Consider the following 25,607-nt stretch of genomic DNA (forward strand, 5'->3'; position numbering starts at 1 on the left):
GCCCGGCGGGCGTTTGCAGGAATTTTTCAGATGCTTGCTCGCGCACCTGCGTCAGAAGCGCAGGTCCACGAGCAGGCCGCCGGCGGGCGAATCGCCGAGCGTGATGGTCGCGTCGTGCTGATCCGCAATGCGCCGCACGATCGCAAGTCCGAGCCCCGTGCCCGCGATATCGGTGCGCGCGCGATTCACGCCCGCGCCCACGCGATAAAAGCGATCGAACACCCGCGCGCGCTCGTCCTTCGGGATGCCCGGCCCGCTGTCCGCGATGCGCACGCGCGGGTGGCCGTCCTCGACCACGAGGCTCACGTCCACACGGCCGCCCGCGGGCGTGTATTTCGTTGCGTTGTCGAGCAGGTTGTTGAACATCACGCGCAACGCGTCGGCGTCGCCGTGCACGCTCGCCGCCGTGCTTTCCTCGATGCCGAGATCGACGCCGCGCTGCTGGGCGAGCGGCGCATAGTTGAGCACGCAATCATCGAGCAGTGCGTGCAAGTCGACGGTTTGCTCGCGCGCGTGACCGTCGGGCTCCGAGCGCGCGAGCGCGAGCAGTTGCTCGGCCAGACGCGTGGCGCGCGTGACGCCCGCTTGCAGATCGTCGAGCGCTTCGCGGCGCGTTTCGTCATCCCTTGCGCGCGCAACGAGTTGCGCCTGGATCTGCACGGCCGCGAGCGGCGTGCGCAGTTCGTGCGCGGCGTCGGCAACGAAGGCTTTTTGCGTGTCGAGCGCCTGCGCGAGCCGTTCGAGCAGCGCGTTCAACGCATGCACGAGCGGCGTGACCTCGCGCGGCAAGCGTTCCTCGGGCAACGGATCGAGCGCTTCGGGATGGCGCGTGTCGAGCGCGCGCGCCACGCGCGAGAGCGGCTTGAGCCCGCGCCCCACCACCATCCACACGGCCAGCCCGAGAAACGGCAGCAGCACGATGAGCGGCCAGAGCGTGCGCAACGCGACATTGGCGGCAAGCCGGTTGCGCACGGAAACGGGCTGCGCGAGCTGCACGACGTTGTCGCCGACGATCGCGCCATACACGCGCCAGTCACCGCGCTCGGTGCGCTCCGTGGAAAAGCCGAGCTCCGCGCGCGGCGCGAGCGGCGCACGCGGATGCGAGTAGTACATGAGCACGCCGTTGCGATTCCAGATTTGCAGCACGATGCCTTCGTCGCCGGTGTCGCGCGAACTGAGGATCTCGTTGAACGGCTCGGAGGGCAATGCCTCGGCGATTTCCTGCAACTGGTAGTCGAACAGCTCGTTGGCTTCGGCGAGCGCCTGGCGATAGATCAGCCAGCCCGCCAGCCCCACCCCCGCGACCACGATCGCGAGCAGCCAGAACAGCAGTTGTCGTCGGATTGAACTCATCGGCTGCGGGACTCTCCTGGGCGCGTCATGCGTCTTTGGCGATCATGTAGCCGAGGCCGCGCACGTTGCGGATCAGGTCGGCGCCGAGCTTCTTGCGCAGCGCGTGAATATAGACCTCGACGGTATTGCTGCCGATCTCCTCGCCCCAGCCGTACATCTTCTCTTCGAGCTGGGTTTTCGAGAGCACCGCGCCCGGCCGCGCGAGCAGCGCTTCGAGCAGGGCGAATTCGCGCGCCGAAAGCGCGACGGGCGAGCCGTCCTGCGTGACCTGGTGCGAGGCGGGATCGAGCGTGATCGAGCCGTGCCGGATGGTCGAGTCGCTGCGGCCCGACTGGCGGCGGATCAGCGCGCGCATGCGGGCGCCCAGTTCGTCGAGATCGAAGGGCTTGATGAGATAGTCGTCGGCGCCGGCGTCGAGCCCTTTCACGCGATCGGCCACCGCGTCGCGCGCGGTGAGGATCAGCACGGGCAAAGCCGCGCCGCGCGCGCGCAGCGTGCGCAGCACATCAAGGCCGTCGCGCCGCGGCAAACCGAGATCGAGCAGCATGAGATCGTAGGAATCGGCGCTCGCGGCAGAGAGGGCGGCGTCGCCGTCCTCGACCCAGTCGACCGCAAAGCCTTCGCCGCGCAGCGCCTTGCGCACGCCTTCGGCGATCATGCGGTCATCTTCGACTAGCAGTATGCGCATCGTAATGTTGGGCGGCGACATCGCGCCGCACTGCGTGAAATAGTGCGATGCGTGCATTCTAGCGCCTGAACAGGGGCGCCGCGCCGCAGGGGGTGCACGGCCGGTCGCGACGCGCGCCCCACATCCGAGGCAACCGGCACAACCCGCCGCAAGCCGGCGCAATCTCTGCTCACCGTTTTCTCACCGCTTTCTCACGGTTTTCTCGCACACGATGCGCGCGCGCCGCGCGAGGTCTTTACAATGTGCGCTTTTGCGGCGCGCAACGCCGCGATGCAAGCGCGCCACGTGCACGGCGAGCGCATCGCGCGCGAGACGCGCCGCCTGAATTTACGCGTCCGCGCGCAGCCCCGGCGAGTGTCCCGCCCGTGCGCCGCGCCCGGCCCCCAATGTCGAGCGCAGCCCGTGCCGAGCACGGGCTGCGCTCCCATCCTGCACTCGCCCGAACGCTTTTCATGCTGCCCGCTTCGCTGTCTCGCCTACGCTCCCTGTCCAGACTGCCCGCCGCGCGCGCCGACCGCGCTCACGTCGTCGCCGCTCATCGCGCCCCCACTTCGCCCGGCCGCGCCCTGACCCTCGCACTCGCCTGCGCCGCGCTCGCCGCGAGCTTCGTGGCCGCGCCGGCGGCGTACGCACAGCCCGAAGGCGCGCGCATACCCACGGTCAACGTGACGACGGTGCTGCCGCCCACCGTGATGGCCGGTCTCGAGCGTGCACACGTGCCGCTTTCGTCGGTCAGCGTGGTGATCGAAAAAGTGGGCGACCGCCAGCCGAGCGTCGCGGTCAACGCCGGCCAGCCGATGATGCCCGCCTCGACGATGAAGCTCGTCACAACGTGGAGCGGCCTCGCGATGCTCGGCCCCGACTATCGATGGAAGACGAGCGCCTATACCGATGGCGAAGTCGATGCGAGCGGCACGCTGCACGGCAATCTCTATATCAAGGGCACGGGCGACCCGAAGCTCGTGCCTGAGGAACTGATCGATCTCGTGCAGAAGATTCGCGCGGCGGGCATCGCGCGCATCGACGGCGCGCTCGTGCTCGACAAGAGCGAGTTCGATGCGTCCACGCGCGACCTGCCCTCGTTCGACGGCGACGACAGCGCGCCCTACAACGTCGGCCCCGATCCGCTGATGTACGCGTACAAGTCGGTCTCGTTCACGTTCTCGCCCTCGCGCGAAGGCGTGTCGATCGACGTGGTGCCGCCCGTTGCGCAATGGCAGATCGACAACCAGATCCGCGAGCGCGCCGGCGCATGCGGCGGCATGCTGCCAAGCCCGCAAGTCACGCCGACCGGCAACGGCCTCGTGACCGCGAGCTTCGCGGGCAGCTACGCCATGCGCTGCGGCGATCGCACGCTGAACATGGCCGCGCCCGTGGACCACAGCACCTTCTTCGCCGACGGCTTTCTCGCCCTGTGGCAGCAAACGGGCGGCAGCCTCTTCGCGACGCCCGGCGGCGCGGTGCGCGAAGGCGTCGTGCCGCCGCGCGCGCGCCTGCTTGCCGTCCATCAGAGCCCGCCGCTCTCGGACGTCGTGCACGACATCAACAAGTTCAGCAACAACGTGATGGCGCGCAATCTGTTCCTCACGCTCGGCGCCGTCGAAGGCAAGCCGCCCGCGACCACGGCGAAGGCCGCCACGGCCGTCACCACGTTCCTGCGCCGCAGCGGCCTGAACATGCCCGAACTCGTGCTCGACAACGGCTGCGGTCTCTCGCGCGAAGAGCACATCAGCGCGCTCTCGCTCGCGAATCTGCTGCAAAACGCGAACGCAAGCCCGGTCGCGCAGGTGTTCATCGACTCGCTGCCGGTGGCCGGCGTGGACGGCACGATGCGCAACCGACTCACCAACGCGGGCGTGGGCGGCAACGCGCACATCAAGACCGGCACGCTGCGCGACGTGCGCGCCATCGCCGGCTACGTGGCGGCGGAAAACGGCGAAAGCTGGATCGTGGTGAGCCTCATCAATGATCCGCGCGCCGAAGCCGCGCGCGCCGCGCACGACGCGCTGCTTGAGTGGGTCTACAAGGGCATGCCCGAAGAAAAGCCGGTGTATGTCGAGCCGCATCCGAAACGTGCAGCGAAGGTTGCGAAAGCTACGAAGGCCGAAAAGACCCCGCACAAGGCCGTCGTGAAGCGGCGCGGCGCGCATTGAGCACGCGCTGATCCGCCCGCCCGGAAGCCCGCCGCCACGCGGCGGGCTCGAAGTTTTCCTCTAGCAAAGCCGCGCCCGACTTGCGTGCGAGGCGTGTACTCTGGCGGGCACAGGCTACAAACGCGTCAAATAAATCTGTCATACGCGCATGGCCTTCGAGCCGCGCGCAATGAATCCGCGCACCCACGCGGCCAATACGAGACGAAACAACGAGACAACAATCGGCGTGCTGCCCGCCAGCGCCGCCCACGGGACAAGGAGGACGACGTTCGTGCAGTTCGACGCGCAATGGCTGTTGCTCGCCCTCGCTCCCGTGTTTCTCGCCTGCATCGGCTGGGAGGCGTGGCATCTGTCCCGCACGCGCGGACACATCACAGCAAACAGCGCTCCCGATAACGCACGCTACGCGTGGCCCGATACGCTGTGCAACACCACGCTCGCGCTCATGCACCAGGGCGCCGACAAGCTCGCGTGGCTCGTCGCCGTGCCCGTCTATGCATACGTCTACCAGCACTTTCGGCTCACCTCGTGGCAACCGGGATGGGCCGCATGGCTCGCGCTTTTCGTCGCGCAAGACCTGCTCTACTACGTCTTTCATCGCGCGAGCCACCGCGTGCGCTGGCTCTGGGCCGCGCATGTCGTTCATCATTCGTCGGAGCGCCTGAACTTCTCCACGGCGTTTCGCCAGAGCCTCATGTATCCCGTCGCGGGCATGTGGATGTTCTGGATTCCACTCGCCATGCTGGGCTTCACGCCCACGCAGATCGTCTCGATCGTGCTCGTCAATCTCGCGTTCCAGTTCTTCGTGCATACCCAGGCCATCGGCAAGAAGCCAGGCTGGCTCGACTACGTGCTCAACACGCCGTCGATGCATCGCGTCCATCACGCACGCAACGCGCGCTACATCGATCGCAACTACGCGGGCGTGCTCGCGATCTGGGACCACCTGTTCGGCAGCTACGTCGCAGAAGATGCGCGCGAGCAGCCCGATTACGGCATCGTCAAGCCGCTCGGCTCGTGCAATCCGCTCGAGGCGACGTTTCACGAATGGTTCGCCATGGCGCGGGACTTCGCGCGCATGCCCGACTGGCGCTCGCGGCTCGCCGCGCTCTTCGCGCCGCCGGACTGGTGCGAGCGCCACGACGCATTGCGCTTCGCACCCGCCATGGCGGGCACGGCGCACAGCGTGCCGGAAAACAACACCGAGGGTGAGTTCGGGTCGCGCAATCCCTGAGAGATTGCGTAGTCTGTCGGCCGTGGCCCCGGCCCGGGGGCCGCGTTGCATGCGGGGGAGATCACGCGTGGCCGACGAGCAGCATCGGAAACGGCACCGATAAAAGAACAGCAGTTCGCGGCACGAGTACCCGTAGCAGAGCATCAAGGCAAGGCATCACAGGCCACACACAGAGGAGATGAAGTGAACATGAAGCATCAAGGACCGAGACACCGTACGCTGTTGCGCGCCTCCCAGATCGCAGTCGCGAGCGCGGCTTTCGCGCTGCTCGCCGCGTGCGGCGGCGGCGGCAGCGGGAACAACAACGCCAGCACGCCGCCGCCGTCGGGCGTGAATTTGCAGGTGGTGGCGTTCGGCACGAGCCTCACCGACGCGGGCACGTATTCGGAGCAGATTCTGCCGGGCTTCGGTGGCGGCCGCTTCACGACCAACCCGGGCGAAGTGTGGGCGCAAAAGGTGTCCGAGTACTTCGGCAATACGCTTACGCCGGCCTTTGAAGGCGGTTTCGGTCTGCCGCTCACGGCAACCGGCGGCTTCGACTACGCGCAGGGCGGCGCGATGGTCTCCACGGGCGGCGTGGCCAATACGAGCGCCGTGATTCCGGCCGCGAGCCAGCAACCTATTACGTGGCAGTTGAGCCAGTACATCGCGCAGCACGGCAGCTTCAATGCGAACCAGCTCGTGCTCGTGGAAGGCGGCGCGAACGAAATCCTGGCGCTCCTGAGCAATAGCGGCGCGGGCCTGGCGGCGTTCGCCACGGCGCTCGCCAAAGCCAATTTCACGGCGCTCGCGAGCGACCCTGCAACCCAGCAAGCCACGGCTCAGACCCTGGTTGCGAAGGGCTTCACAGCCGCACAGGCGCAGGCGCTCGTGCCCGCCGCCATCGCGCTTCAGATCGTCACGACGGATGCCAATGCGGCCACCGACTTCGCGTCGGTCTTGCCGATCATCACCGCCGCCGGCACGCTGGCCAACCTCGTGAACACGCAGATCGCCGGCACGGCCAAGGTCGCGGTCGTCACGGTGCCCGATATCGGCAAGACGCCGGCGGCGCAGGCCGCCGACAAGAGCGCGGGCGCGACACCCGGCGCTGCGAACGCGCCCGACCAGGCGCTCACGCTGGTCTCGGCCATGTACAACCTCGCGCTGCTCGAAGGCTTGCAGCCCTCGCTGGCGGCCAAGAAGGTCGTGCCGGTCGACGTGTTCTCCTGGCTCGACCAGACGGTGCAGAACGCGGCGAGCCTCGGCTTCACGGTGACGAACACGGACACCGCCTGCAACCTCACGCAGATGGAAACCGACGCCACCAACTACGCGCTGGCCAATCCGAAGGCGACCTTGGGGCTGGACCCGGCCACGACGCCGCAGGCCACCCTCAACGCCTACGCGCAGGCGTACGGCCAGAGCTTCGGCAGCTCGCTGTTCTGCTCGCCGCAAACGCTGAAGGCGGCGAATGCACCCACGACCTATATGTTCGCGGATCTCGTGCACCCGAGCACGGCGCTGCACGGGCAGTTCGCGACGTTCGTCGAAACGCAGCTGGCTGCGGCCGGCATCGGCAAGGCACCGCAGTAAGGGTCGCGCACCGGGTTTTCCGGTGTAAAAAAACACCCCACGAACCTTTCAGGTCGTGGGGTGTTTTTGCGTTCGCGGCCTGACTTGTCGATCAGGTTCCCGCAGATTCCGCCTCCGGCCATAACCGGGGAAAGAGCCAACGAAAGAGCGCAATCGGCAAAGCCAGTTCGATGGGGCCGCGCGGACTCGGAGAGCCGAGAATCCCGATCTTGAAGAGGTCCGCGAGCAAGCGGTCTGCGGTGCGTGCCGCGAGTCCGGTCATCGCCTTGAAGCGCGCGCGATCCATGGATTCGACGGTGCCGAGCATGGCGAGGGGCAACGCCGCCTCTGCGCGCAGATACCGCGTCTCCGGCGTCTGGGCGAGTGCCGCCAGCATTTGCGCCAGCCGGCTTTCGAATGCGCTCAGGTCGAGCATGCCTTGCATAAAGCCGATCTGATCGAGACAGACTTCGAGAAAGTACTCAATAAAGCTCACGAGGCCGGCTTCCGTCAGGTTGCCTCGCCCGTCGAGATCGCCCTTGCGGGGCTGATCGGCTTCGGCAAGCGAGGCGTAATACCGCGGCTGCGAGCGGGCAAACCCGCGCATGGGCGACCACAGTCCGTGCGTCAACCCGAGCGCGGCAAGTCCGATATGGGTATGGAGTCGCGCCACTCGCCCGTTGCCATCGAGAAATGGATGAATCCATGCAAGCCGGTGATGTGCGGCGGCCAGTGCGATCACCGCCGTCTCTCCGGCCCGCGCGTGGCGATAGCCCGTCTGCCAGGCGTCCATGAACGCGGGAATCGCGGCGGGATCGGGCGGGACATGGCGCCCAACCTGGACACCCTGCGCACGCCATTCACCGGCAAGCACGTTGGCAAGCTTGCCGTCGTCGTCCTCTTGCCGCAGATCGTCGGGGCGCAGTTGTTCGTGCAGATGTCGATGAATGTCCCGCACGACCGGCGCACCGAAGTGCACCTCGGAATCGAACGACGGCCATGCCGCCTCGCTCCAGCGCTCCGTTTCGATATGCGCAATCGCGATGCGCTGGCGGCGCGCTTCGTCCGGCTTGCTTGAGAAGTCGCGCTGCAAGGCCTGCTCGATCAGCAACGGCTCGGTATGCTGTCCCTCGATTTTGTTCGTGTAGTAAGAGTTCATCGGCCGCAAGGCTTCGCGTAACGCGGCGCGAAGCCTTGGCATCCCATGCGCCGCCAGCGCGGCGGATTGCGCAATGAGCCGCGCCGCGAGCGGACGCAGCGACTCCAGCCGATGCTCTCCCGGCATGAGCGGCTGCATTTGATGAGGATGTTCGTAAGGGTAGCGGCGTGCGAGCGGCATCATGGGTCTGGCGATCGAAACGCAAACCGGGTGGCGCGTTTCGCGGCGACTAATCTGGCGACTGTCCACCTCGCATTCTATCTATCATTATTCTTTATTTACAATAAGATAGATCAAGAATTTCGCAGGTCATGGCGATTGCCATGGCGACTGATCCGGCGACAGCGCCGGATCAATTCCATCTATTGCTGCGCCTCAAACGCCGCAGCCGCCCGCCCCAACCGGTCGTTCACCGCAATCCACTCGATCGTCTCCGGCAGCTTCTCGATGAGAATGCGCGAGACATTCGCGCGATCGAGCGCACGCAGCAAGCCGTACAGTTCGCGTGCGTATTCCTGCGGCTCTTCCGGCGCGCCGACGAAATGCACGCCCTCGGCCTGCGCCCAGGCGCCCGCGCGCGAGGCGCGCGCCACCAGCGCCACCGTTTCGCCCGCATCGCGGGCCGCCGCGAGCAAGGGCTCCAGCGCTTCGAACGGCAGCAGCGCGAGCGGCGTGCGCGGCGCGTAGTGCGCCTTGAGCGTGCCCGAGGCGCGCGGCGCCGTGGCGTCGGAACCGTCGGGCAAGCGAGGCGCCTCGCCCAGCACGCGCGCAATGTCGTGCGGCGTCACGTGGCCAGGCCGAAGCAAAGCCGGAAAGCCGCGCGACAAATCGAGAATCGTCGATTCGATTCCCACATCGCATGCGCCGCCGTCGAGCACATGCACGGCCGCGCCGAATTCGTCGCGCACGTGCTGCGCCGTGGTCGGGCTCACGTGGCCGAAGCGGTTCGCCGAAGGCGCCGCCACGCCGCCATGCCCGCCGCGACGCGCGGAAAACGCCGCCAGCAGTTGCTGCGCGACCGGATGCGACGGGCAGCGCAGCCCCACCGAATCCTGACCGCCGCTCACGGCGTCGGGGATGCGCTCATGGCGCTTGACGATCAGCGTGAGCGGGCCGGGCCAGAACGCCTCGACGAGCTTTTGCGCAGCTTCCGGCCACTCGGCCGCCCAGTACGTCGGGTCGCCGTCCGGCGGCAGGTGCACGATCACCGGATGGTTCGCGGGCCGCCCCTTGGCCGCGTAGATGCGCGCGACGGCTTCCGGGCTCGCCGCATCGCCGCCGAGGCCGTAGACGGTCTCGGTCGGGAACGCGACCAGTTCGCCTGCGTCGAGCAGCGCGGCGGCCTGTTCGATGTCGGCGGCGGTCAAATGCGGCGCGTTCTGCTGATCGGACATGGTGCGGTCCAACCTCAGCTCGTCGCGATGTGCAGCAGGCGCGCGCAGTCGCGTGCGGCCGTGCGCGCTTCGTCGAGCGTCGGCGCGGTGAAATTCACGTGGCCCATCTTGCGGCCCGGACGCGCTTCTTCCTTGCCGTACAGATGCAGGCGCGCGGCGGGCATCGCCGCGACCTGGTCCCAAGGCGGCGTGACGGGCGCGGCGCCCTTCTGCGGCTTGGCCTCCCCTACGGCGCAGGGGAACCACACGTCGCCGAGGATGTTGAGCATCACGGCCGGCGAGTGCTGGCGCGTGTCGCCGAGCGGCATGCCCGTCATCGCGCGCACTTGCTGCTCGAACTGGCTCGTGGCACAAGCATCGGTCGTGTAGTGGCCCGAATTGTGCGGACGCGGCGCCATTTCATTGGCGACGAGCGTGCCGTCTTCGAGGATGAAGAATTCCACGCACAGCACGCCCACATAACCGAGCTTCGCCGCGATCTGGATCGCCGCCTGCTGGGCCTGTTGCACGAGCGTCGGGCTCGCGTCGGGCGCGGGCACGATGGTGTGCGAAAGCACGCCGTTGCGGTGCGTATTTTGCGCGAGCGGATAGACCACGGCCGCACCGTTCGTGCCGCGCGCGATCAGCGCGCTCACCTCGAACTTGAGCGGCAGGCGCTTTTCCAGCACGCAGGGCACGCCGCCGAGCGACGCATGTGCCTCGCGCACTTCTTCGGCATTGCCCACGCGAATCTGGCCCTTGCCGTCGTAGCCCATGCGCGCCGTCTTGAGAATGCCCGGCAGCACGGCGGCAAGCGCCTGGTCGTCGATGGCGGCAAGCGCCGCGGACGACTCGATCACCACGTGCGGCGCGACCGGCACGCCGGCGGCCGCGATAAAGCGCTTCTCGGCGATGCGGTCCTGCGCTACCGCCACGCAGCGCCCGGCCGGGCTCACGAAGGTCGATTTCGCGAGCGCGTCGAGGCTTGCGGCGGGCACGTTCTCGAACTCGGTCGAGATGGCCGCACACAGGCGCGCGAGTTCGGTGAGCGCGGCCTCGTCGTCGTAGGCGGCGCAGATATGGCGGTCGGCCACGGTGCCCGCGGGGCTCGTCGCGTCGGGATCGAGCACGGCGACGCGGTAGCCCATCGCCTGTGCGGCAAAGCAGAACATGCGGCCGAGCTGGCCGCCACCCACCATGCCCAGCCAGGCGCCGGGCAGGATCGGTGAAACCGGTGAATTGTCAGGAGTCATCTTCGTGGTCGGCCGCGGCGAGGCGCGGCGCGTGGGGGACAATCAGGGCAAATCAGAGCGGAGGCAGCACCATGGCGTGCGCCGCTTCGTTCTGGCGCACGCGGAACGCCGCGAGCTTGTTCGCATATTCGGTGTCGGTCACGCTCAGGATCGACACGGCGAAGAGCGCCGCATTGGCCGCGCCCGCCTCGCCGATGGCGAAGGTCGCGACCGGCACGCCCTTGGGCATCTGCACGATCGAATGGAGCGAATCCACGCCCTTCAGGTATTTGCTGACCGCCGGCACGCCCAGCACGGGCACCGTGGTCTTGGCCGCCAGCATGCCCGGCAGATGCGCCGCGCCGCCCGCGCCCGCGATGATCGCGCGCAAGCCGCGCTCGCGCGCTTTTTCCGCGTACTCGAACATCTCGTCGGGCATGCGGTGCGCCGAAACGACCTTGGCCTCGTACGCGACGCCGAACTCCTGGAGGATCGCGACCGCGTGCTTCATCGTGTCCCAGTCGGAGCTGGAGCCCATCAACACGCCGACGAGCGGCGCCGCATGCTGGTGAGCCGTCTGAACTTCGCTCATTGTGCTTCCTTCTTCCCTCTTCACGCTCGCTTAGGCGAGCTTTTGACCCGTAAGACGCTCAAGCGCCTCCTGATACTTCGCCGACGTCTTCGCGACCACGTCGTCGGGCAGCTTCGGCGCCGGCGGCTCCTTCTTCCAGTCCTGGGTTTCGAGCCAGTCGCGCACGAACTGCTTGTCGAACGACGGCGGGTTCGAGCCCACCTGGTACTGGTCGGCCGGCCAGAAGCGCGACGAATCGGCGGTGAGCGCCTCGTCCATCAGATACAGCTGGCCGTGGTTGTCGAGACCGAACTCGAACTTCGTGTCGGCGATGATGATGCCGCGCGTAGCCGCGTAGTCGGCGGCTTCCTTGTACAGCTTGATCGAAATCTCTTTGATGGTGCGCGACAGCTCAGTGCCGATGCGGCGCTCCATCTCGTCGTACGTGATGTTCTCGTCGTGGTGGCCCATTTCGGCCTTCGCAGCCGGCGTGAAGATCGGCTCGGGCAGCTTCTGCGCGTTTTGCAGGCCCGGCGGCAGTTCGACGCCGCACACGGCGCCCGTTGCCTGATAGTCCTTCCAGCCGCTGCCGGCCAGATAGCCGCGCACCACGGCTTCGACGAGGATCGGCTCCAGACGCTTCACCACCACGGCGCGGCCCTTGACCTGCTCGACTTCGTCGGCGGCCACGACCGTTTCCGGGGCGACGCCCGTGAGGTGGTTCGGCACGACGTGCTTGAGCTTCTCGAACCAGAAGTCGGCCATCTGGTTGAGCACCTCGCCCTTGCGCGGAATCGGCTCGCCCATGATGACGTCGAACGCCGACAGACGGTCGGTGGTGACGATCAGCAGCTTGTCGGTGCCCACGGCATAGTTGTCGCGGACCTTGCCGCGGCCGAGGAGCGGCAGCGAGCGGAGCGTGGATTCGTAGAGGGTAGACATCGTCGTGATTCGCTAAAAGAACAATCGAAACGGAAGCGGGTTCGGCCCAAAATCGCTGCGGGAAACCGCAGCGCAAGACCGGAATCCTGAAGGTATTGCGAGGGTAAACCAAAAATCCCAAAAAAGCCCAACGCCGTTCCCCCAAAACAGGCGGAAACGGCGATGTTTTTTACGGCTTCAGGCGGCCGGACCGGCCGAAGCCGGTGCACCTGGCGCGCCTGGCGTGAAAGCCCGCTTTAGCGAACGATCTGCGCGAGTTCGCCCGACTTGTACTTCTCGGCGATCTTGTCGAGCGAAACCGGCTTGATCTTGCCAGCCTGACCTTCGCAGCCGAACGCGAGGAAGCGGTCCACGCACACCTTCTTGGCGGCTTCGCGAGCCGGCTTCAGGTAGTCGCGCGGGTCGAACTTCGACGGGTTTTCGTACATATAGCGACGGATCGCGCCCGTAATGGCCAGACGCAGGTCGGTGTCGATATTGATCTTGCGCACGCCGTGACGGATGCCTTCCTGGATCTCTTCGACCGGCACGCCGTACGTTTCCTTCATGTCGCCGCCGAATTCGCGGATCTCGGCCAGCAGTTCCTGCGGCACCGACGACGAACCGTGCATCACGAGGTGCGTGTTCGGAATGCGCGCGTGGATTTCCTTGATGCGCTGGATCGACAGAATGTCGCCCGTGGGCTTCTTGGAGAACTTGTACGCGCCGTGCGAGGTGCCGATGGCGATGGCCAGCGCGTCGCACTGCGTGAGCTTCACGAAGTCGGCGGCCTGCTCCGGGTCCGTCAGGAGCTGCTCGCGCGTCATGGTGCCTTCGGCGCCGTGACCGTCTTCCTTGTCGCCCTTCATCGTTTCCAGCGAACCGAGCACGCCCAGTTCCGCTTCGACCGTCACGCCGATCGAGTGCGCCATTTCGACGACCTTGCGCGACACATCGACGTTGTACTCGTACGATGCGACCGTCTTGCCGTCGGCTTCGAGCGAGCCGTCCATCATCACGCTGGTGAAGCCGCTGCGGATCGCGGCCATGCAGACTGCCGGCGACTGGCCGTGGTCCTGGTGCATCACGACCGGAATATGCGGATACGACTCGACTGCCGCTTCGATCAGGTGGCGCAGGAAGGGCTCGCCCGCATACTTACGCGCGCCTGCCGACGCCTGCATGATCACCGGCGAGCCGACCTGGCTCGCCGCTTCCATGATCGCCTGGACCTGTTCCAGGTTGTTCACGTTGAATGCCGGCAAGCCATAGCCGTTCTCGGCCGCGTGGTCGAGCAGTTGACGCATTGAAACGAGAGGCATTGTTGCTACTCCTTTGATTTTAAACGAATTCCTTCTGCCGCCGACTGTCTTGCGCAGCCGGTCGAGGGCGGCCTGGCAGCCGCCGCCCGCGTGACACGCAGCGGGCTCAATGGCGTGATTTTATCGCGAAGCGGGTCCGTTCCCTGCGCCAGGCACGTAACTGGCATGAAATTGGCGTGTCGGAGCGTCAAATCCGCGAAAAGATACAAAAAGGATTGACAGCCCGGTCGCCGTTTCTACGGCGTACGGGCTGCAATTGCAGGGAAAAGACACCTAAGTGGCACCGATCTGACGCTTGGCTGATACCAGTTTGATACCAGTGCGCATCAGCGGCATTTATTTTCGGGAGTCTCGAAAATAAAGCGAAAAAAATCGCCGAACACTTACAACATCATTACAGAACGTCGCCCACACGCACGATCTTCAGCGTGTTCGTGCCGCCCGGCTGCCCCATCGGCTCGCCCACGGTCAGCACGACCATATCGCCGCGCGCCGCGTAGCCCTTGCTCACCACCACTTCGATGGCTTGCTGGAGCGCCGTGTCGCGGTCGCTGCTCGTGTCGAGATGCAGCGGCGTGACATTGCGGTAGAGCGACATCGCGCGCTCGCTACCCACGCGCGGCGTGAGCGCGAAGATCGGCACGTGGGTCCAGTGGCGCGACATCCAGAGCGCGGTCGAGCCCGAATCCGTGAGTGCGACGATCGCCTTCGCGCCCAGGTGGTAAGCGGTGAAGAGCGCGCCCATGGCGATCGACTGGTCGATGCGCGTGAAGGTGCGGTCGAGGAAGTCCTTGTCGAGTTCGGAGTGCTCCGACTTCTCGGCTTCCAGACAGATCGCGGCCATCGCCTCGATGGTTTCCACCGGGTACTTGCCCGCTGCCGATTCGGCCGAGAGCATCACCGCGTCGGTGCCGTCGAGCACGGCGTTGGCGACGTCCGAGACTTCGGCGCGGGTGGGCACCGGCGCGTGGATCATCGACTCCATCATCTGCGTGGCCGTGATGACGAGCTTGTTCGAGTCGCGCGCCATGCGGATCATGCGCTTTTGCAGCGCCGGCACGGCCGCGTTGCCCACTTCCACGGCCAGGTCGCCGCGCGCGACCATGATGCCGTCCGACGAATCGAGAATCTCTTGCAGCGCCGGAATCGCTTCGGCGCGCTCGATCTTTGCGATCATCTTAGGCTTGATGCCGTAGGGCGCGCCCGCGATGTTGGCGAGCTGGCGCGCCATTTCCATGTCGGTGGCGTTCTTCGGGAACGACACGGCGACGAAGTCCACGCCGAGCGACAGCGCCGTGCGGATGTCCTCCATGTCCTTCGCGGTGAGCGCGGGCGCGGTCAGGCCGCCGCCCTGGCGGTTGATGCCCTTGTTGTTCGACAGGTCGCCGCCCACGCGCACGACCGTGTGAATCTCGCTGCCGATCACGCGCGAAACGTCGAGCACGATCAGGCCGTCGTTGAGCAGCAGCACGTCGCCCGGCTTCAGGTCGCGCGGCAGGTCCTTGTAGTCGAGGCCGACGCGCTCGTCATTGCCGAGTTCGCACTCGGCGTCGAGGATGAAGGGGTGGCCCGGCTCGAGCGTGGTCTTGCCGTTCTCGAATTTGCCGACGCGAATCTTCGGGCCTTGCAGATCGGCCATGATCGCGACTTCGCGGCCGGCCTGGCGGGCGCACTCCCGCACCATTTCAGCGCGCTGACGGTGATCGTCGGCGGTGCCGTGCGAGAAGTTGAGGCGCACCACGTCCAGTCCTGCGCGGATCATTTTCAGCAGGATGTCCGGCGTGCTGGAAGCCGGACCGATGGTGGCGACAATCTTGGTGGCGCGATGCATGAGTCTCCTCGTCTGGAAAGGATCGCTGGGAAAACCGTTGTTGCGAGAAGTGCTGGCCGGTTGCGCCGCGGGTGCGGACGCGCCGGAACGCGCACCGGTTGTGCCCGGCGTCGCTTTCTTGGAGGGCGCAGCAGGGCTCACGTGAGCCGCTGCGGCGTTGCTTGTATTCGCTTCGGGCGCGGCTGTGCGCCCGACTGGATTCTGTGCGGCTGTCGATTCAGCGGTCGACTGGGTTGCCGCTTCCTGGGCAATCTCTGCGGCCACGGCCGCGGGCGTCGCGCCCGCCCGCACCGTGCCTGCAAGGGGCGTCGCCCGCCCCTTCTGTTTGCCTGCGGCCCCGGTTGTGCTGCGCGACTTCTGTGCAGCAGCACGAGGAAGTTTGTTCATGGCGGTGGCCTTCGCCAACTTCGCGGCCGGGGCGCGCGGCGCCACTTAGCCAGCCGCCCGGGTTTCGAGCACTTCGACCGCCGGCAGCTTCTTGCCTTCGAGGAACTCGAGGAAAGCGCCGCCGCCGGTGGAGATATAGCTGACCTTGTCGGCGATGTTGTACTTCGCGATGGCCGCGAGCGTGTCGCCGCCGCCTGCGATCGAGAACGCACCCGAACTGGCGATGGCGTCCGCGAGCGTCTTCGTGCCATTGCCGAACTGGTCGAACTCGAACACGCCGACCGGGCCGTTCCACACGATCGTGCCGGCCTGCGCGAGCTGCGCGGCGAGCGCGTTGGCGGTGACGGGGCCAATGTCGAGGATCATGTCGTCGTCGGCGACATCCGCCACGTTCTTCGTCTCGGCCTTGGCCGTCGGCGAGAATTCCTTGGCGGTCACGACGTCGGTCGGGATCGGCACCGAGGCGCCGCGTGCGCGCGCCGCGTCGATGATGGCCTTCGCGTCGTCGATGAGATCGACCTCGGCAAGCGACTTGCCGATCTTCAGGCCGGCGGCCAGCATGAACGTGTTGGCGATGCCCCCGCCCACGATCAGCTGGTCGACCTTCTCGGCCAGCGACTTGAGGATGGTGAGCTTGGTCGACACCTTCGAGCCCGCGACGATCGCGACGAGCGGTCGCTTCGGTGCGCCGAGCGCCTTGCCGAGCGCGTCGAGTTCGGCCGCCAGCAGCGGGCCCGCGCAGGCGATGCCCGCGTACTTCGCGATGCCATAGGTCGTGGCTTCGGCGCGGTGCGCGGTGCCGAACGCGTCGTTCACGTAGATATCGCAGAGCTTCGCCATCTTTTGCGCGAGCTCGTCCGAATTCTTCTTCTCGCCCTTGTTGACGCGGCAGTTTTCGAGCAGCACCACGTTGCCCGGCTCGACGTTCACGCCGTTCTCAACCCAGTTCGCGACCAGCGGCACGTCGCGGCCGAGCAGTTCGGCCAGACGCTTCGCGACCGGCGCGAGCGAGTCTTCGGGCTTGAACTCGCCTTCGGTCGGGCGGCCCAGGTGGGAGGTGACCATGACGGCCGCACCGGCGTCGAGTGCGGCCTTGATGGCCGGCACGGAGGCGCGCACGCGGGTGTCTTCGGTGATGTTGCCGTTGTCGTCCTGCGGCACGTTCAGGTCGGCGCGGATGAATACGCGCTTGCCCTTCAATTTGCCTTCGGAGATCAGATCGGAAAGACGCAGAACCTTGTTCATGGGCATGTCATCTTGATGGTGGGAAGGCGGTGGCAAGGCGATGCGCCTGGCCGCCGGCCAGTCTCTATGGCGGGCGGCAAGTCGTGCTCAGCAGCACGGCGCGGGATCCGGTCTGACAGTCTTCCGGTCACGGCTCCGGGTCGCTGCTCGTCGCTGGCACGAGCCGGCATCGAATTGCGAGATCGGTATTTTAGCTGATAGCCAGAACGATCTGAGACGTGTCCTGGCGAATCTCCCGTATTTGGGAGAACGCTCCACGCCCGGCGGGCGTTCGCGGGATTTGCTGCTTTGCAGCATGTTTTTGGCGCGCCACATGGCTGGCGCCACGAGGCCGCGAATGCGGCGAAATGACCCTAAAATCGCCCGAAAACCCCGCCACACGCGCCCGTGAGCGCGCTGGAGAGCGTCAAATGACGCTAAAATGTTTGTCTTTGCCAAATGCCAGCCACGCTGCGTTTGGCGAAACCCAGCGTCATGGCCCGCTTCACGGCCCGATACTTACCGCACTTGTCTGGAGAATCGTATGTCAATGGCCGACCGCGACGGCAAGATCTGGATGGACGGCAAACTGATTGATTGGCGCGACGCCAACATTCACGTGCTGACCCACACGCTGCACTACGGCATGGGTGTTTTCGAAGGCGTACGCGCCTACAAGACCGCCGACGGCAGCACCGCCATCTTCCGCCTCGCCGAGCACACCAAGCGCCTGCTCAACTCGGCCAAGATCTTCCAGATGGACGTGCCGTTCGACGCCAAAACGCTTGCCGACGCACAGCTCGAAGTCGTGCGCGAGAACAAGCTGGAGTCGTGCTATATCCGCCCGATCATCTGGGTCGGCTCGGAAAAGCTCGGCGTGTCGGCCAAGGGCAACACCATTCACGTGGCCATCGCCGCGTGGCCGTGGGGCGCCTATCTCGGCGAAGACGGCCTTGCCAAGGGCATCCGCGTGAAGACGTCGTCGTTTACGCGCCATCACGTCAACGTGTCGATGGTGCGCGCGAAGGCCTCGGGCTGGTACGTGAACTCGATCCTCGCCAACCAGGAAGCCACCGCCGACGGCTACGACGAAGCGCTGCTGCTCGACGTGGACGGCTATGTCTCGGAAGGCTCGGGCGAGAACTTCTTCCTCGTGAACAACGGCAAGCTGTACACGCCGGACCTCGCGTCGTGCCTCGACGGCATCACGCGCGACACGGTCATCACGCTTGCGCGCGACATGGGCATTCCCGTGATCGAAAAGCGCATCACGCGTGACGAGGTGTACACCTGCGACGAAGCGTTCTTCACCGGCACCGCCGCCGAAGTCACACCGATCCGCGAGCTCGACAACCGCACCATTGGCAGCGGCTCGCGCGGCCCGATCACGGAGAAGCTGCAATCGGCGTTCTTCGACGTGGTCTCGGGCAAGAGCGAGAAGTACACGCACTGGCTCGCTAAGGTCTAAGAAAGAAAGGTCCGGGCGCGCTTCGCCCGGCCCCCACAGCTACACAGAGAAAGTCCTCATGAGCGAAATCAAGGAAATGCCGCTGGTCGAACTTTCGGCCAAGGATCTGCCCGCTTACTGTCCGAATCCGTCGATGCCGCGCTGGAGCAACCATCCGCGCGTGTTCCTCGACGTGACGCACGGCGAAGCGAAGTGCCCGTATTGCAGCACGCGTTACAAGCTGCGCGCGGGCGAGGTCGTCCACGGTCACTGACGCGAAGCGCGGCCGCAGCGGGTTGCACACGGCCGCATTCGCACTTTTTCCGTTCGCGCTTTCTCGTTTGTGATGGCATGGCCGCCGGGCGGGAACGCCTCGTTCATCCGGCATTGTCCGTGCCCCATCGCCCGTCACGCGTCGCCACGTACGAGGCGCCGCGCTGCGGGCTTTACGCACACAGGACGCACATCGCCACGAAGCGCCGCGCCCGGCGCGTCTCGCCCGCCGGTACGCCGGCAGGACGGCGCGCTCGCCGCTTCGTTGATTCAACCGTGTTTCGCACGCCGCCCCACCCGCCCGAACGGCCAGGCGGCGCGCGCAACCTTTACCCTCTCCGGACCCTGACTCCCGATGCGCCGCGCGCTGGTAATCGCACCGAACTGGATCGGTGACGCACTGATGGCGCAGCCGCTTTTTTCGCGGCTCGTGAAACTGCACCCGCGCATTCAGATCGATGCGCTCGCGCCGACCTGGGTTGCGCCCGTGCTCGAGCGCATGCCCGAGATTCGCGACGTCTACGCCACCGACCTCGGCCACGGCAAGCTGCAACTGCTGCGCCGCTGGCAACTGGCCGGCGACTTGCGCGCCGAACGCTACGACGCCGCCTATGTGCTGCCCAATTCGCTCAAGTCCGCGCTGATCCCGTGGCTCGCCAACATCGGCCTGCGCATCGGCTACACGGGCGAGAACCGCTACGGCCTCTTGAACGTGCGCCACGCGAATCCGCCGAAGGACGAGCGTCCGCCCATGGTCAGGCACTACGCCGCGCTCGCCTACGCGCCTGGCGCGACCGTGCCCGACGACCTGCCGATGCCGCGTCTCGAATCGGACCCGAACGAGGCCTCGCGCGTGTCGGCACGCTTCAATCTCGATACGCGCGTGCCACTGCTGGTGTTCTGCCCAGGCGCCGAGTACGGCCCCGCCAAGCGCTGGCCGCCCGAGCACTTCGCGGCGCTCGCGAAGATGGTGGGCCAGTCGTTCCCGTACACGCAGATCGTCGCGCTCGGCTCGCCGAAGGACGCCCCGCTCGCCCAGGCCATCGCCGATCGCGCGCCGAACGTGCGCAACCTGTGCGGACAGACCGCGCTCGGCGAAGCGTGCGCGCTGATCTCGCGCGCGAGCGCCGTGGTGACGAACGATTCGGGCTTGATGCACGTGGCCGCCGCGCTGCGCCGCCCGCTCGTCGCGCTGTACGGATCGACGGATCCGCGCCACACGCCGCCCTTGTCCGAGCTTGCAAAGGTACAATGGCTCCATCTCGAATGTAGTCCCTGCTTTGCGCGCGAGTGTCCGCTCGGGCATCTGAACTGCCTGCGCGAACTGAGCCCGGAGCAGGTTTTCGGCGATTTGCGCGGCATGCTGCTCGGGCAGCGCTAAGCGACGTATCCCGCACGCACCACGCGAAAAGCCGCGCAAGCGCCACGGATGTGCGGCACGTAACGGACGCCATGCCCGTTGCGCGCGCCCAATGGGGATACGCGAGGCGCGGGCTCGAAACGCGGCATCGGGGCACGTCACAGGCCCGTCTCGCGAAGGCGGCATGCTCGCGGCGGCCGCCGCCCGCCAGAACGCAGCGCGCACGCCCGGCAACGCGCGACGCGCCGCCACCGACGACGCAGAAGAATCGCGAACCCGCGCGAATCCGCGCCAACCCGTGCCCATCTGCATGCCGAATGCAACGCTGAGCGCACAAGACCAACGAGCCATGCCACGTTTTGCCCACATCTTCGAAGCCGCCGCGGACACCCTCAACGCGTACTATCAGGCCGTCGCGGAAGCCAACATCGACAGCTTGATGGGTCTGTGGATCGATGAAGAATTCGTGAGCTGCATCACGGCCGAAGGCGCGCATCTGCACGGCCTGCCGAATATCCGCGCGGGTCTCGCCGCGCAGCTCGAAGCGGCGCCGGTGTCGATCGAGCCGCTCGACATTCGCGTGTACGACAGCCTCGGCACCGTGGTCTATGCGATCGTGGAGGCGCACCGCCCGGTCGATCCGGCCGCGATTCCCGCCATGGTGTTTACGACCTATGTGATGGTTCACGAACGCGGCGAGTGGCGCATCGCGCACATTCACGCGAGCCGCATGCCCGACGATGCGGCCACCCAGTTCTCCGCCAGGCTGCGCCACGGCCAGGGCGCGCTGCACTGAAAACGAGGCGGCCGGGAACAGTCATGAGCACCACCGACGACACCACCAGGCCCAACGAGACCGACCGCGTCGCCGCCGCGCTGCGAGCCCAGGCCGCCGCGCTGGAGACGAACTATCGCGCACCGTTCTGGCTGCCCGGCGCGCATGTCCAGACCATCGTGCCGGCGCTCTTCGCGCGCCTGCCCCTGCCCACCTACCGGCGCGAGCGCTGGGACACGCCCGACGGCGACTTCATCGAAGTGGACTGGGTGGACGGCAAGACCCCACGCCCCAACGCGCCGCTCTTCGTGCTGTTCCACGGCCTGGAAGGCGGCTCGGGCTCGCACTACGCGCGCGCGCTCGCTGCCGCGGCGCACGCGCGCGGCTGGCACGCCGCGATCCCGCACTTTCGCAGTTGCAGCGGCCCGCTGAACCTGCTGCCGCGCTTCTACCATCTCGCCGATTCCGCTGAAGTCGACTGGGTGCTCAGGCGCCTTGCCGCGCGTCATGCGGGACCGATCGTCGTCGCGGGCGTGTCGCTCGGCGGCAACGTCCTGCTGCACTGGCTCGCGCAGCGCCGCGAGGACGCCTCGGTCGTCGCCGCCGCGGCCGCGATATCGGCGCCGCTCGACGTGCATGCGGGCAGCGAGATGCTCACTCACGGCTTCGGCATGGTCTATACGCGCAGCTTCCTGAAGACGCTCAAGGTCAAGGCGCTGGAGAAGCTCGCGCAGTACCCGGGCCTCTTCGATGCCGACGCGGTGCTCGCGAGCCGCACGATGTACGAATTCGACAACGTCGTGACCGCGCCGCTGCACGGCTTTCGCAACACCCACGACTACTACACCCAGGCGACGATCCTGCCGATGCTCGGCGAAATCGTCGTGCCCACACTCGTTCTGAACGCGCGCAACGATCCGTTCCTGCCCGGCCACGCGCTGCCCGCGCGCCACGAAGTGGGCGCCGCCGTGGAGCTCGACCAGCCCGAGCATGGCGGCCACGTCGGCTTCATGACGGGACCGTTCCCCGGCCGCAGCGACTGGCTCTCGCAACGCGTGTTCGCTTATTTTTCGCCTTTCGTTTCCCATGGATGACATCGTCAAACAAGCGCTCGCGCGCTGGCCCAACGTCCCGCATTGCACGGGCTGGCTCATGCTCGACGCACGCGGCAACTGGCGCATGCGCGACGAGGCCGCGCAGGCCGGAAATACGCCCGGCACGGCGATCCGCCACGACGCGCTGCTCGGCTTCATCAACCGCAACTACGAACGCGACGCAAACGGCCAGTGGTATTTCCAGAACGGGCCGCAGCGCGTGTATGTCGAACTCGAATACACACCGTGGATCGTGCGTCTCGCAAGCGATGCGAGCGGTGCGCTGACGCTCACCGACCAGGCCGGCCAGCCGTTCGAACCCGCGGCCGCCTGGCTCGACGAAGCGGGCAGCGTGATCTTCGCCGATGCGTGCACGCCGCCGCGCGCGGCCCTGCTGCACGATCACGATCTCGACCTCTTCAGCGATCACGCCACGCTCGCAGACGACGCCCGCAGCGGCACCTTCCACTGGCGCGCCGATCGCGCGTTGCCGCTGCAAGCGGTCAAACGCGCCGACGTGCCCGCGAGTTTCGCCTTCGTGCAAAGCCCGGCGCGCGCCGAGCGCGAAGCACAAGGCGACGCGCACGAGCACTGAGCCAGGGGGCGCGCTTCTCACTCAACCGCGCCCTTCGTCCTTCTCGTCCTCGCGCTCCTGCTTGTAGCGCGCCTCGAAGTCATGCAGGCGCGCTTCGATCGTCGAAAGATCGTAGTAGCTGACCGATTTCATGTCGCGCGCCTCCTTGAGCTGCCGGATGGCCGAAGGCCACGCGCCGTCGAGCGCGAGCTTCTCCGCCATCGCGCGATGCTGCGTGAGCGCGTCGCCCATGCCGACGCTCGCCTGCGCCAGATACAGCCACCATGAGGCTTCCTTCGGCTCGGCCTCGGTCTCGCCGCGCGCGAGCGCCTGCGCCTCGGCGTAGCGCCGCGCCGCGAGCAACGCCTGCAAGAGCGTGTCGACGGCCGCGTGCGATGCGGGCCATGCCTTGTGCGCCGCCTGCGCGAGCCGCACGGCTTCGTCGGTGCGGCCCGAGCGGCGCGCGATGTCTGCCGTGAGCACGTCGAGGCTCGGCGAACTGCGCGCTTTGCCTCCCCCGCTCCCGCCTTCCGCCGCCTCGAAGCGCACGAACGCCGCGCGCGCATTCGCGAGCGACGCCGTCGCGTCGTCGTAGCGCTCCAGCAGCGTCTGCGCGTAGGCAATGCCGTACCAGTTCGCCGCGACGTTCAGCGCCGTGCGGTCCTCCAGTTCCGAGCGCAGGCGCGTGATCTCCTCGATATAGTCGCTCCTCGTGCGGTTCTGGAGCACGCGCACGCGCGCGCGCACGAAGCCGTATTCGGTCGCCTGGCGCGGCTGCCGGTAGGCGGCGCGGCGCGCGCGGTCCTGCATGTCGGCGATGCGCTCGCCCGTGAGCGGGTGGGTGCGCGCATAGGCCGGCACGCCCGCATCGCCCATCGAGGCGCGCTCCAGACGCTCGAAGAACGCCACCATGCCCCACGGGTCGTAGCCCGCGCCCGCGAGCAGCTTGAAGCCCACGCGGTCAGCCTCGTGCTCGGCAGCGCGCGAAAAGCGCAGCTGGCTGTCCACGGCATAGGCCTGACTGCCGAGCGCAATCGCGCTGCCCAGGTCGCCGCTATGCGCGAGCACACCCGCGAGAATGCCGAACAGCACGCCCGCCAGCGCGGCGAGACCCGTGCGCTCGCTTTGCGAAAGCATGCGCGCGATGTGCCGCTGCAAGACGTGGCCCATCTCGTGCCCGAGCACGGAGGCGAGTTCGGACTCCGTTTGGGTGGCGACGATGAGACCCGAGTTCACGCCGATGAAACCGCCTGGCAGCGAGAACGCGTTGATCTGGCCGTCGCGGATCGCGAAGATATCGAAGTCGGGACGATAGCCGCCGATGTACTGCGCGCTCGCCGCCGCTGCGAGGCGCGCAGCGACCGTGTTGAGGTAATCGAGAACGAGCCAGTCGCCGATATAGTCCGGATCGCGCCGGATCTCGCGCATCACGCGCTCGCCCAGGCGGCGCTCCGCCTGCGGCGTGAGCGCGCCGCCCGAGCCGTCGCCGAGATCGGGCAGTTGCGGCACCCAGGCGGGGGCGCGCACACTGGCGTTGCCGCCCGGCGCCAGCGCGCCGGACTGCCCGCCCTGGCCGGAAAAGCGGCTCTGCGCGCCGCCGTAGGTGCCGAACACGCCCTGCGCGATCGAAGCGGGGATGACGGGGTCCGCCGCGTCATCCAGCGGGCCGCTGACGAGCGCGGGCGCGTCGGATGCGAGGCTCGACGGGTTCGCGCCGCGCGTGAGCGGTGCCGGGGGTGCGGGGGGCGTCGAAGGTCTCGATGGTGCCGAAGGCGTCTGGCCCGGCGTCGCGCCGAGGTTCAGCACGACGTCCTGGGCCCCCGCCGCGCTGCGCGCACTCGGGCTCGACGCCTGCGCGTACGCTTGCGGCGGGACCGCGAGCGAGGCGCACAACCATGCAGCAAGCAGCCGTTTCAGACGCATTGATGACAGGATCGGGAATGCAGGACGCTGGCGCGACGGCGCGAGCACGTTGCGCGCCGCCTGCGCTGACCGGTCGATTGTAGCCCGCCTGACAAGCCCTGCGACCTGATGGCGACCCGCATGGCGACCCGGTGGATGCGCCGCCGGCGCACTGGCCGCCGCGTGACGCGCTGTTAAGATAGGCACCCTTCACGAAAGAGCCCACCATGCCCGAACTCACGCATTTTGACGCAGCCGGCGACGCCCACATGGTCGATGTCGGTGGCAAGGCCGAGACGAAGCGCATCGCACTCGCGCGCGGCACGATCCGCATGCTGCCGGAGACCTTCGCGCTGATTCGCGACGGTCACGCGAAAAAAGGCGACGTGATCGGCATCGCGCGCATCGCCGCGATCCAGGGCGCGAAGCGCACGTCGGATCTGATTCCGCTGTGCCACCCGCTCGCGATCACGCGCGTGAAGGTCGACTTCACGCTCGATGAAGCGCTGCCGGGCGTGCATTGCACGGCGCAGGTGGAAACGCTCGGCCGCACGGGCGTGGAGATGGAAGCGCTGACGGCCGTGCAGGTGGGGCTCTTGACGGTCTACGACATGTGCAAGGCGGTGGACCGCGGCATGACGATCACCGATGTGAAGGTGCTGGAGAAGCACGGCGGGAAGTCGGGGGATTGGGTGGCGCAGGGCTGAGCCAGAACTCAGGCAATGCACGGGCACTGCCGCCCCAGCGCTTCGCCGAACCACGATCAGGACAAGGATAAGGCCATGACCATCGACGAACTGCTCAAGCAGGTGCTGGACTTCCGCGATGCCCGCGACTGGAAGCAATTTCACACGCTGCGCAACCTGATCGCCTCCACCAGCATCGAAGCCGGCGAGTTGCTGGAGACGGTTCAGTGGAAAACCGATGGCGAGATCGACGCCCTGCTCCACGATCCCGAGCAAATCCGCAATCTCAGGCACGAGTGCGCGGACGTGTTCATCTACCTCATGCTGGTCGCGCACACCGCCGGATTCGACCTCGTCGATGCGGCCGCGGAAAAGCTCAAGCTGAACGAAACGCGCTACCCCGTGGAGAAGGCAAAAGGAAGCGCCGCGAAGTACTCCGAGCTTTGATTGCCGGATGCGCGGCGCCCGGGGCTTGCCTTAGCCCCGTTTGAGAC

At 66.9% G+C, this 25,607-nt stretch carries 22 protein-coding genes; 11 read left to right on the forward strand and 11 right to left on the reverse strand.

The genetic code is table 11. From position 1 onward, the window contains the following. Positions 1–51 precede the first annotated feature (51 nt). Positions 52–1,353, reverse strand: coding sequence for an ATP-binding protein (locus tag C7401_RS20995; RefSeq protein ID WP_112173317.1), 1,302 nt, complete (start codon positions 1,351–1,353; stop codon positions 52–54). Between the two features lie 25 nt (positions 1,354–1,378). Further along, positions 1,379–2,041, reverse strand: coding sequence for a response regulator (locus tag C7401_RS21000; RefSeq protein ID WP_112173421.1), 663 nt, complete (start codon positions 2,039–2,041; stop codon positions 1,379–1,381). Positions 2,042–2,493: 452 nt separating this feature from the next. Between C7401_RS21000 and dacB the strand changes: the two genes are divergently transcribed. The 3 genes from dacB (at position 2,494) to C7401_RS21015 (ending at position 7,003) form a co-directional block, all read left to right on the forward strand. After that, positions 2,494–4,194 (forward strand): D-alanyl-D-alanine carboxypeptidase/D-alanyl-D-alanine endopeptidase, encoded by a 1,701-nt coding sequence (gene dacB, locus C7401_RS21005; RefSeq protein ID WP_112173318.1) that lies wholly within the window; start codon positions 2,494–2,496, stop codon positions 4,192–4,194. 271 nt (positions 4,195–4,465) lie between these two features. Then, positions 4,466–5,428, forward strand: coding sequence for a sterol desaturase family protein (locus C7401_RS21010; RefSeq protein WP_112173319.1), 963 nt, complete (start codon positions 4,466–4,468; stop codon positions 5,426–5,428). A 189-nt stretch (positions 5,429–5,617) separates the two neighbouring features. Further along, entirely contained in the window at positions 5,618–7,003 is a 1,386-nt protein-coding gene (locus C7401_RS21015) for an SGNH/GDSL hydrolase family protein (RefSeq protein ID WP_112173320.1), read from the forward strand. Positions 7,004–7,094: 91 nt separating this feature from the next. Here the strand turns inward: C7401_RS21015 and C7401_RS21020 are convergent, their stop codons facing one another. The 8 genes from C7401_RS21020 to C7401_RS21055 all read right to left on the reverse strand — a co-directional run bounded on the left by C7401_RS21020 (position 7,095) and on the right by C7401_RS21055 (position 17,023). After that, positions 7,095–8,324 carry a Fic family protein gene (locus C7401_RS21020; protein ID WP_112173321.1) on the reverse strand — a complete coding sequence of 410 codons (1,230 nt, stop codon included), beginning with the start codon at positions 8,322–8,324 and terminating at the stop codon, positions 7,095–7,097. A gap of 179 nt (positions 8,325–8,503) precedes the next feature. Continuing rightward, complete coding sequence (locus C7401_RS21025; protein ID WP_112173422.1) at positions 8,504–9,535, reverse strand: L-threonylcarbamoyladenylate synthase; 1,032 nt, start codon at positions 9,533–9,535, stop codon at positions 8,504–8,506. Positions 9,536–9,549: 14 nt separating this feature from the next. Then, positions 9,550–10,767, reverse strand: a complete 1,218-nt coding sequence (locus C7401_RS21030; protein ID WP_112173322.1) for a 5-(carboxyamino)imidazole ribonucleotide synthase — start codon at positions 10,765–10,767, stop codon at positions 9,550–9,552. A gap of 52 nt (positions 10,768–10,819) precedes the next feature. Further along, positions 10,820–11,338, reverse strand: a complete 519-nt coding sequence (purE, locus tag C7401_RS21035) for a 5-(carboxyamino)imidazole ribonucleotide mutase (protein ID WP_091996291.1) — start codon at positions 11,336–11,338, stop codon at positions 10,820–10,822. Positions 11,339–11,368: 30 nt separating this feature from the next. Further along, on the reverse strand, positions 11,369–12,259 hold the full coding sequence (locus C7401_RS21040) for a phosphoribosylaminoimidazolesuccinocarboxamide synthase (RefSeq protein WP_112173323.1): 891 nt from the start codon (positions 12,257–12,259) through the stop codon (positions 11,369–11,371). 236 nt (positions 12,260–12,495) lie between these two features. Beyond that, complete coding sequence (gene fba / locus C7401_RS21045; protein ID WP_103706355.1) at positions 12,496–13,560, reverse strand: class II fructose-bisphosphate aldolase; 1,065 nt, start codon at positions 13,558–13,560, stop codon at positions 12,496–12,498. Positions 13,561–13,954: 394 nt separating this feature from the next. After that, positions 13,955–15,391 carry a pyruvate kinase gene (gene pyk / locus C7401_RS21050; RefSeq protein WP_112173324.1) on the reverse strand — a complete coding sequence of 479 codons (1,437 nt, stop codon included), beginning with the start codon at positions 15,389–15,391 and terminating at the stop codon, positions 13,955–13,957. A gap of 432 nt (positions 15,392–15,823) precedes the next feature. Then, positions 15,824–17,023, reverse strand: a complete 1,200-nt coding sequence (locus C7401_RS21055; protein WP_112173325.1) for a phosphoglycerate kinase — start codon at positions 17,021–17,023, stop codon at positions 15,824–15,826. Between the two features lie 523 nt (positions 17,024–17,546). Between C7401_RS21055 and C7401_RS21060 the strand changes: the two genes are divergently transcribed. The 6 genes from C7401_RS21060 to C7401_RS21085 all read left to right on the forward strand — a co-directional run bounded on the left by C7401_RS21060 (position 17,547) and on the right by C7401_RS21085 (position 22,546). Then, positions 17,547–18,470, forward strand: a complete 924-nt coding sequence (locus C7401_RS21060) for a branched-chain amino acid transaminase (RefSeq protein ID WP_112173326.1) — start codon at positions 17,547–17,549, stop codon at positions 18,468–18,470. A gap of 58 nt (positions 18,471–18,528) precedes the next feature. Further along, complete coding sequence (locus C7401_RS21065; RefSeq protein ID WP_028205950.1) at positions 18,529–18,723, forward strand: zinc-finger domain-containing protein; 195 nt, start codon at positions 18,529–18,531, stop codon at positions 18,721–18,723. A 354-nt stretch (positions 18,724–19,077) separates the two neighbouring features. Beyond that, positions 19,078–20,103, forward strand: coding sequence for a lipopolysaccharide heptosyltransferase II (waaF, locus tag C7401_RS21070; protein ID WP_112173327.1), 1,026 nt, complete (start codon positions 19,078–19,080; stop codon positions 20,101–20,103). Positions 20,104–20,431: 328 nt separating this feature from the next. Further along, a complete protein-coding gene (locus tag C7401_RS21075; RefSeq protein ID WP_112173423.1) occupies positions 20,432–20,878 on the forward strand; it encodes a nuclear transport factor 2 family protein in 447 nt (148 codons plus the stop codon). A 23-nt stretch (positions 20,879–20,901) separates the two neighbouring features. Further along, positions 20,902–21,951: a hydrolase gene (locus tag C7401_RS21080; RefSeq protein WP_112173328.1), complete on the forward strand. Its 1,050-nt coding sequence runs from the start codon at positions 20,902–20,904 to the stop codon at positions 21,949–21,951. Continuing rightward, positions 21,944–22,546: a DUF2946 family protein gene (locus tag C7401_RS21085; protein WP_112173329.1), complete on the forward strand. Its 603-nt coding sequence runs from the start codon at positions 21,944–21,946 to the stop codon at positions 22,544–22,546. The genes C7401_RS21080 and C7401_RS21085 overlap by 8 nt, the downstream gene beginning before the upstream one ends. A 21-nt stretch (positions 22,547–22,567) precedes the next feature. Here the strand turns inward: C7401_RS21085 and C7401_RS21090 are convergent, their stop codons facing one another. Further along, complete coding sequence (locus C7401_RS21090; protein WP_112173330.1) at positions 22,568–24,448, reverse strand: M48 family metalloprotease; 1,881 nt, start codon at positions 24,446–24,448, stop codon at positions 22,568–22,570. A gap of 206 nt (positions 24,449–24,654) precedes the next feature. Between C7401_RS21090 and moaC the strand changes: the two genes are divergently transcribed. Together moaC and C7401_RS21100 are read left to right on the forward strand one after the other, a co-directional pair. Then, positions 24,655–25,134 carry a cyclic pyranopterin monophosphate synthase MoaC gene (gene moaC, locus C7401_RS21095; RefSeq protein WP_112173331.1) on the forward strand — a complete coding sequence of 160 codons (480 nt, stop codon included), beginning with the start codon at positions 24,655–24,657 and terminating at the stop codon, positions 25,132–25,134. A gap of 75 nt (positions 25,135–25,209) precedes the next feature. Beyond that, positions 25,210–25,560 carry a nucleotide pyrophosphohydrolase gene (locus C7401_RS21100; protein WP_112173332.1) on the forward strand — a complete coding sequence of 117 codons (351 nt, stop codon included), beginning with the start codon at positions 25,210–25,212 and terminating at the stop codon, positions 25,558–25,560. Positions 25,561–25,607 lie beyond the last annotated feature (47 nt).

This window comes from Paraburkholderia unamae (genome assembly GCF_003268775.1).
GTDB classification, from domain to species: domain Bacteria; phylum Pseudomonadota; class Gammaproteobacteria; order Burkholderiales; family Burkholderiaceae; genus Paraburkholderia; species Paraburkholderia unamae.

Bases quoted from the DNA above. Each gene is read 5' to 3' on its own strand.
- C7401_RS20995 (WP_112173317.1), bottom strand. From the start codon at position 1,353: ATGAGTTCAATCCGACGACAACTGCTGTTCTGGCTGCTCGCGATCGTG.
- C7401_RS21000 (WP_112173421.1), bottom strand. From the start codon at position 2,041: ATGCGCATACTGCTAGTCGAAGATGACCGCATGATCGCCGAAGGCGTG.
- dacB (WP_112173318.1), top strand. From the start codon at position 2,494: ATGCTGCCCGCTTCGCTGTCTCGCCTACGCTCCCTGTCCAGACTGCCC.
- C7401_RS21015 (WP_112173320.1), top strand. From the start codon at position 5,618: ATGAAGCATCAAGGACCGAGACACCGTACGCTGTTGCGCGCCTCCCAG.
- C7401_RS21020 (WP_112173321.1), bottom strand. From the start codon at position 8,324: ATGATGCCGCTCGCACGCCGCTACCCTTACGAACATCCTCATCAAATG.
- C7401_RS21025 (WP_112173422.1), bottom strand. From the start codon at position 9,535: ATGTCCGATCAGCAGAACGCGCCGCATTTGACCGCCGCCGACATCGAA.
- C7401_RS21030 (WP_112173322.1), bottom strand. From the start codon at position 10,767: ATGACTCCTGACAATTCACCGGTTTCACCGATCCTGCCCGGCGCCTGG.
- purE (WP_091996291.1), bottom strand. From the start codon at position 11,338: ATGAGCGAAGTTCAGACGGCTCACCAGCATGCGGCGCCGCTCGTCGGC.
- C7401_RS21040 (WP_112173323.1), bottom strand. From the start codon at position 12,259: ATGTCTACCCTCTACGAATCCACGCTCCGCTCGCTGCCGCTCCTCGGC.
- fba (WP_103706355.1), bottom strand. From the start codon at position 13,560: ATGCCTCTCGTTTCAATGCGTCAACTGCTCGACCACGCGGCCGAGAAC.
- pyk (WP_112173324.1), bottom strand. From the start codon at position 15,391: ATGCATCGCGCCACCAAGATTGTCGCCACCATCGGTCCGGCTTCCAGC.
- C7401_RS21055 (WP_112173325.1), bottom strand. From the start codon at position 17,023: ATGAACAAGGTTCTGCGTCTTTCCGATCTGATCTCCGAAGGCAAATTG.
- C7401_RS21060 (WP_112173326.1), top strand. From the start codon at position 17,547: ATGTCAATGGCCGACCGCGACGGCAAGATCTGGATGGACGGCAAACTG.
- C7401_RS21065 (WP_028205950.1), top strand. From the start codon at position 18,529: ATGAGCGAAATCAAGGAAATGCCGCTGGTCGAACTTTCGGCCAAGGAT.
- waaF (WP_112173327.1), top strand. From the start codon at position 19,078: ATGCGCCGCGCGCTGGTAATCGCACCGAACTGGATCGGTGACGCACTG.
- C7401_RS21075 (WP_112173423.1), top strand. From the start codon at position 20,432: ATGCCACGTTTTGCCCACATCTTCGAAGCCGCCGCGGACACCCTCAAC.
- C7401_RS21080 (WP_112173328.1), top strand. From the start codon at position 20,902: ATGAGCACCACCGACGACACCACCAGGCCCAACGAGACCGACCGCGTC.
- C7401_RS21085 (WP_112173329.1), top strand. From the start codon at position 21,944: ATGGATGACATCGTCAAACAAGCGCTCGCGCGCTGGCCCAACGTCCCG.
- C7401_RS21090 (WP_112173330.1), bottom strand. From the start codon at position 24,448: ATGCGTCTGAAACGGCTGCTTGCTGCATGGTTGTGCGCCTCGCTCGCG.
- moaC (WP_112173331.1), top strand. From the start codon at position 24,655: ATGCCCGAACTCACGCATTTTGACGCAGCCGGCGACGCCCACATGGTC.
- C7401_RS21100 (WP_112173332.1), top strand. From the start codon at position 25,210: ATGACCATCGACGAACTGCTCAAGCAGGTGCTGGACTTCCGCGATGCC.